General features: G+C 35.6%; 6 protein-coding genes. 2 read left to right on the plus strand and 4 right to left on the minus strand.

Going from position 1 to position 4,458, the window contains the following annotated elements:
• Together AC06OU_RS01685 and AC06OU_RS01690 are read right to left on the minus strand one after the other, a co-directional pair.
• The coding region (locus AC06OU_RS01685; protein ID WP_475853563.1) for a DEAD/DEAH box helicase family protein at positions 1-152 on the minus strand (152 nt) is incomplete at its 3' end.
• A 508-nt stretch (positions 153-660) separates the two neighbouring features.
• The gene (locus AC06OU_RS01690) at positions 661-891 is read right to left on the minus strand and encodes an IDEAL domain-containing protein (RefSeq protein ID WP_169359730.1); all 231 of its coding nucleotides are present in this window, start codon (positions 889-891) and stop codon (positions 661-663) included.
• Positions 892-1,104: 213 nt separating this feature from the next.
• Between AC06OU_RS01690 and AC06OU_RS01695 the strand changes: the two genes are divergently transcribed.
• Entirely contained in the window at positions 1,105-1,614 is a 510-nt protein-coding gene (locus tag AC06OU_RS01695) for a competence protein ComK (protein ID WP_251555870.1), read from the plus strand.
• Here AC06OU_RS01695 and AC06OU_RS01700 read toward each other — a convergent pair whose 3' ends face one another.
• Entirely contained in the window at positions 1,615-1,968 is a 354-nt protein-coding gene (locus tag AC06OU_RS01700) for a YhjD family protein (protein WP_169359731.1), read from the minus strand.
• Between the two features lie 122 nt (positions 1,969-2,090).
• Positions 2,091-3,323: an EAL and HDOD domain-containing protein gene (locus tag AC06OU_RS01705; RefSeq protein ID WP_475853562.1), complete on the minus strand. Its 1,233-nt coding sequence runs from the start codon at positions 3,321-3,323 to the stop codon at positions 2,091-2,093.
• 149 nt (positions 3,324-3,472) lie between these two features.
• On the opposite strand from AC06OU_RS01705, the gene AC06OU_RS01710 reads away from it, so the two are divergent.
• Positions 3,473-4,249: an enoyl-CoA hydratase-related protein gene (locus AC06OU_RS01710; RefSeq protein WP_298469103.1), complete on the plus strand. Its 777-nt coding sequence runs from the start codon at positions 3,473-3,475 to the stop codon at positions 4,247-4,249.
• Positions 4,250-4,458 lie beyond the last annotated feature (209 nt).

Consider the following 4,458-nt stretch of genomic DNA (forward strand, 5'->3'; position numbering starts at 1 on the left):
TTTGAAATAGTAAAGGTTTTACCAGTACCTGTGGCCCCTAGTAATGTTTGATGCTTTTTGCCCTCATTTACTCCTTTTACTAGCTCTTTTATTGCTTCTATTTGATCCCCTGCTGGCTCATACGGAGATTGTAAATCAAAAATTTGTTCCATATGTATGCCTCCCGTGTTCTTATTAAATTTAGTTTAGCATAATCATTTTTCTAACACTATTAAAACGAACATACGTTTTTAAAATAAATTTTCAGAGTAGGTTCAACCTTTGTTATATCAACGATTTAGTGGTAAAAATCTCTTCCTATCTATTACTACCCTCTTTTACAGAAAAAGCTACATTTTATCTTGCAAAAATATAAGAATGTTAGTTTTTTAACATCAAAAGAATAGAATTTTTATCAAAACTAAAAGCAGTTCAAATTTCACTCATTGTAAAATTTGAACTGCTTTATTTTTATATTTTCTTCATAGCCGTTGTTTTTATTAAGTTCGCCGCCTTATCTCCGAACTACTGTTTTGAAAGACATTTACCCAAATTATATGCAAAAAGTGAGATTGCATGGCGCAATCTCACTTTTTTGGGGCACGAGATTAGATTATCCCAGCCCCATCCTCAACATATATTAACTATTAATTCCTCACGAATTCCCGGCCCATTAGCAACTTAATTTTTCAGATGAAGTAACACGTTCGTGTACTCGTTAAATGCTTCTTTATCCTTGCGATCCAATGCCTCGTCAATTAAACCCATTAGCCGAAAACTTCTCTGCTCCCGGTGGACAACATTTAAAAACATATCAAGATAAATCTCGTTTAACAACTTTTCTGCAGAGCTTTCTTTCCCTGTTTGTCCCATTGCTTTCATAAAATCTGTATATGAATATTGTTTGTCCATTTCAATCACCCCGATGCCTTTTTTATATTATATAAAAGCTTAAGGCTAGTTGCAATCATTTTAAGAAAATTTAGATTATACAGTAAATAGAAGTATTTTTTGAAATTTAGATACATTAGCTTGATTTATTTCCAAAATTAACTATAATTTAAATTATAATATACTAAGGAGTGAAATTTTCTGACTAATAAAATTGAAAATAAATCCCATCTTATCTCCTTCGAAACCGCGTTACTTCAACCTTCTGTAGTAAATAACAAAGTTTACACGAAAGTTACTAATTTTTCTGGTGAAACCTCCATGGTAAGTAAAAAGCCATACGAAATCGTTCGTTATTCCTGCTCCTTCTACGGTTCTTCTTTTCAACACGCAGTAAACCTTTCTCGGGAAACGATTGGCAACTATTTTAAGCTACCAATCATACTAGCTCATGACTTTGGGTCACCTTGTATATGGATTCCTGTTCTTTCTCCAAAATCAGATTTAAATATATGGTTTTCCTATCAGGCCATCGAAACTTTTTACCCAAATAAAAAGGGATCTACCGTTGTTCTTTCTAATGGGGATACCATTGATGTTCCTGTTTCGCCTAACACTATGAATCGTCAAGTGGCGTATGCCAACATATTAAGCACCCAATTTCTGAAACGAATGAGCCACCTTTTAAACAACGGATATGCCACCTCTAGACAAGCATCTATGCGTAAAAACATTCGCAACTGATTAGGTAATGGTTAAGTACATAGAAAGCAGTTCTTCTACGCGGTTACGAAGACGGACGTTTAGATAACGACGGTGCTCCTCGTATCCTCCATGAAAAAACACGTACTCTGTGAACATATCATCTCCTTCTCCTCTAATCACTTTCATACTATGCCTTCTCATGTAGACATGTGTGTCTTTTAACTCTTTTTGAACTTGCTTCGCTGCTCCTTCTACGAGAGTCAAATAAGGTCTGTTTAATTTGAATGGGGCTTTTTCAATAATGGTTCGATCCTTTTCCAAGATGGTAAATACCATGGGAAGATAAATCATTTTTTCGAAATATGGAATTGCCTCTTCTGGTATTAAGGGCATCTTCATTCACCTTTCTTTTAAAAGAACATTTGTTCTTATATTTTACAACTTTTAAAAGAAAATGCAATGGAAAGAAAAGAACTTCAATCAAAAAACTGCCAATCTAATGAATGGCAGTTAAATCATTGTGATACTATGTCAGTTGCCCACTTGCGAGCTTCCTTATAAAAATTATTAAGACTTGGAAAATCGATTTCTAGATTATTAGCTCCTTCGAGCATATCGTTCCAACGAACCTCATCATAGGCAATAGTTAAATCTAAGAAAGGAGTCATCTCAGTGTTGGACCCAACCAAAGTAGCTGCTACATCATCAGAAAGAGGTAACTCTTTGACTAGCTGATCCATCTTCTTATGTAAGATGGTGTCCATTAGAGAGAACATGCCTACTAATAAGTATTCAGAGGAATTTGTCAGTTTTTTTTGTTTAGCAAGTAGCTCACAAAATTTCGCTCTAAATAAGGATGCTTCTACAATAGCTAGTCCATCCCCTTTGTAGTTTTGATGTAACTCTCGCAGTAACAAGACATGAAGCCAATGATTGATCTCCTCCAGCCCTAACATTAAAACACCCTGTTTAATCGAGCGAACCTTGGAACGTGGTCGAGCAACTGGAGAATTGACCATTTTTAACACTTTAAAGGTCAAGGAAACGTCTCTCTCTATTTCTAACGCAATTTCATCCATCGAGGCTTCTTCCTTGCGTAAAAGATTGATCAGTCTAATGTATTGCACTACGTTAGCAGGGATATCTGTCGCCTTAATAATTTCAGGCTTAGCAAAGAAGTACCCTTGGAACAATTTATAGCCAGCAGATTTAGCTTCGTAAAAATCGGCTCGTGTTTCCACCTTTTCAGCTAGCAGGACAATGTTGGGATAGTTGGTTTGGACAATCTTCTCGACCGATTTCCTCTCTTCCACTGTAGTGGCAAGAAAATCTATCTTAATAAAGCTAACTAAGCTAAACAGTTCATCATAATAGAGAACATTTTGTTTTAAAACAAAATCATCCAATGCAAGAAGAAAGCCCATTGCTTTTATTTGTCTAATTTGTTTAATAAGATGGGGAGTTATCGTAATATTTTCTAATATCTCTACCACTATCCGGTTAGAGGGGAACTTTTTTAGTACCGCCTTATCCAGAAGGTTTTCAGTGAAATTAATAAAGCATAGCTTATCGCCTGCAATTTCATTTATCCCTATGGTCAGAAATGAATGTGTCAGCACATCAATCGTTGCCATATCCGCATCCACATCAGGGAAAGAATTGTCTTCGTTATTCCTATAAAGCAATTCATATCCATATAATGACTCGTTCATATTAAAAATTGGCTGCCTTGCAATAAAAATCTCCATTTAATTTCCTCATGTTCTTAAGAAATGTAATTGATACTATTGTATCAAAGATAAGGATGAAAAACGACCTATTTTTTCCTTTGATGACAGGATTATCATAAAATGATATGTTAATAGTGAAGAACTTTAGCGTATTAGGGGGAGAAATAATGGAAACTATTACTTATGAACAACAGGGGAATATTGGAATTGTCACATTAAACCGACCTACAGCTTTGAACGCTTTCAACTATGAAATGTTATGTGAACTAGGAGAAATTGCAGAATCTATCCGTATCAATCCGGACATTAGAGTAGTAATCTTTACTGGATCTGGGGAAAAATCGTTTAGTGTTGGAGCAGATTTGAAAGAACGCAGAACGTTAACTGAACAAAGAGTCAAACGTAATATATATAAAATAGGTGAAGTATTCTCTTTAGTCGAAAGCTTACCTCAGCCAACGATTGCCATGTTAAATGGATATGCGTTTGGTGGAGGGACCGAGCTAGCGCTTGCATGCGATTTCCGTATTGCAGCAGACGATATACAATTAGGACTAACCGAAACAAGCCTCGCAATTATCCCGGGCGCAGGAGGTACACAACGCTTACCTCGCCTCATTGGGGAATCCAAAGCTTTAGAGTTAATCTTAACTGCTAAACGATTGACGGCTCATGAAGCCTTTACGTATGGACTTTTAACTAAAATTGCGAGTCGAGAAACATTAAAGCAAGAAACGGAAAGCTTCGCAGCACTTATGTTAGCGAACGGACCAATTGCACTCCAACAAGCCAAGTTTGCTGTTAAACAAGGGATGAATGTGGACTTGCAAACTGGTTTACAAATTGAACGTAAGGCGTATGAGATTACGATTCCGACAGAGGATCGAGTAGAAGCATTAAATGCATTTAGTGAAAAAAGAAAACCTGTATTTAAAGGGAAATAATTTTAAAAGGAGGATGTTGTGAATAGTTCACGATCATCCTCCTTTTTAACTTTACCTATGTTAAAGGAATAGTTTGATTTAAAATAAAAATAAAAATGAGTTGGGATATTATAAACTGTACCCTATGTAAAGGACATTTTAAAAAAAGCTAGGCAGCCTTAATTAGATGATCTCTGTATTCAACAGGGGTCATCTTTTTTAAATCCCAT

The sequence above is a fragment of the Psychrobacillus sp. genome (genome assembly GCF_056205495.1).

Coding starts and splice junctions, on each gene's coding strand:
- AC06OU_RS01700 (WP_169359731.1), bottom strand. CDS start 1,968: ATGCCCTTAATACCAGAAGAGGCAATTCCATATTTCGAAAAAATGATT.
- AC06OU_RS01705 (WP_475853562.1), bottom strand. CDS start 3,323: ATGGAGATTTTTATTGCAAGGCAGCCAATTTTTAATATGAACGAGTCA.
- AC06OU_RS01690 (WP_169359730.1), bottom strand. CDS start 891: ATGGACAAACAATATTCATATACAGATTTTATGAAAGCAATGGGACAA.
- AC06OU_RS01710 (WP_298469103.1), top strand. CDS start 3,473: ATGGAAACTATTACTTATGAACAACAGGGGAATATTGGAATTGTCACA.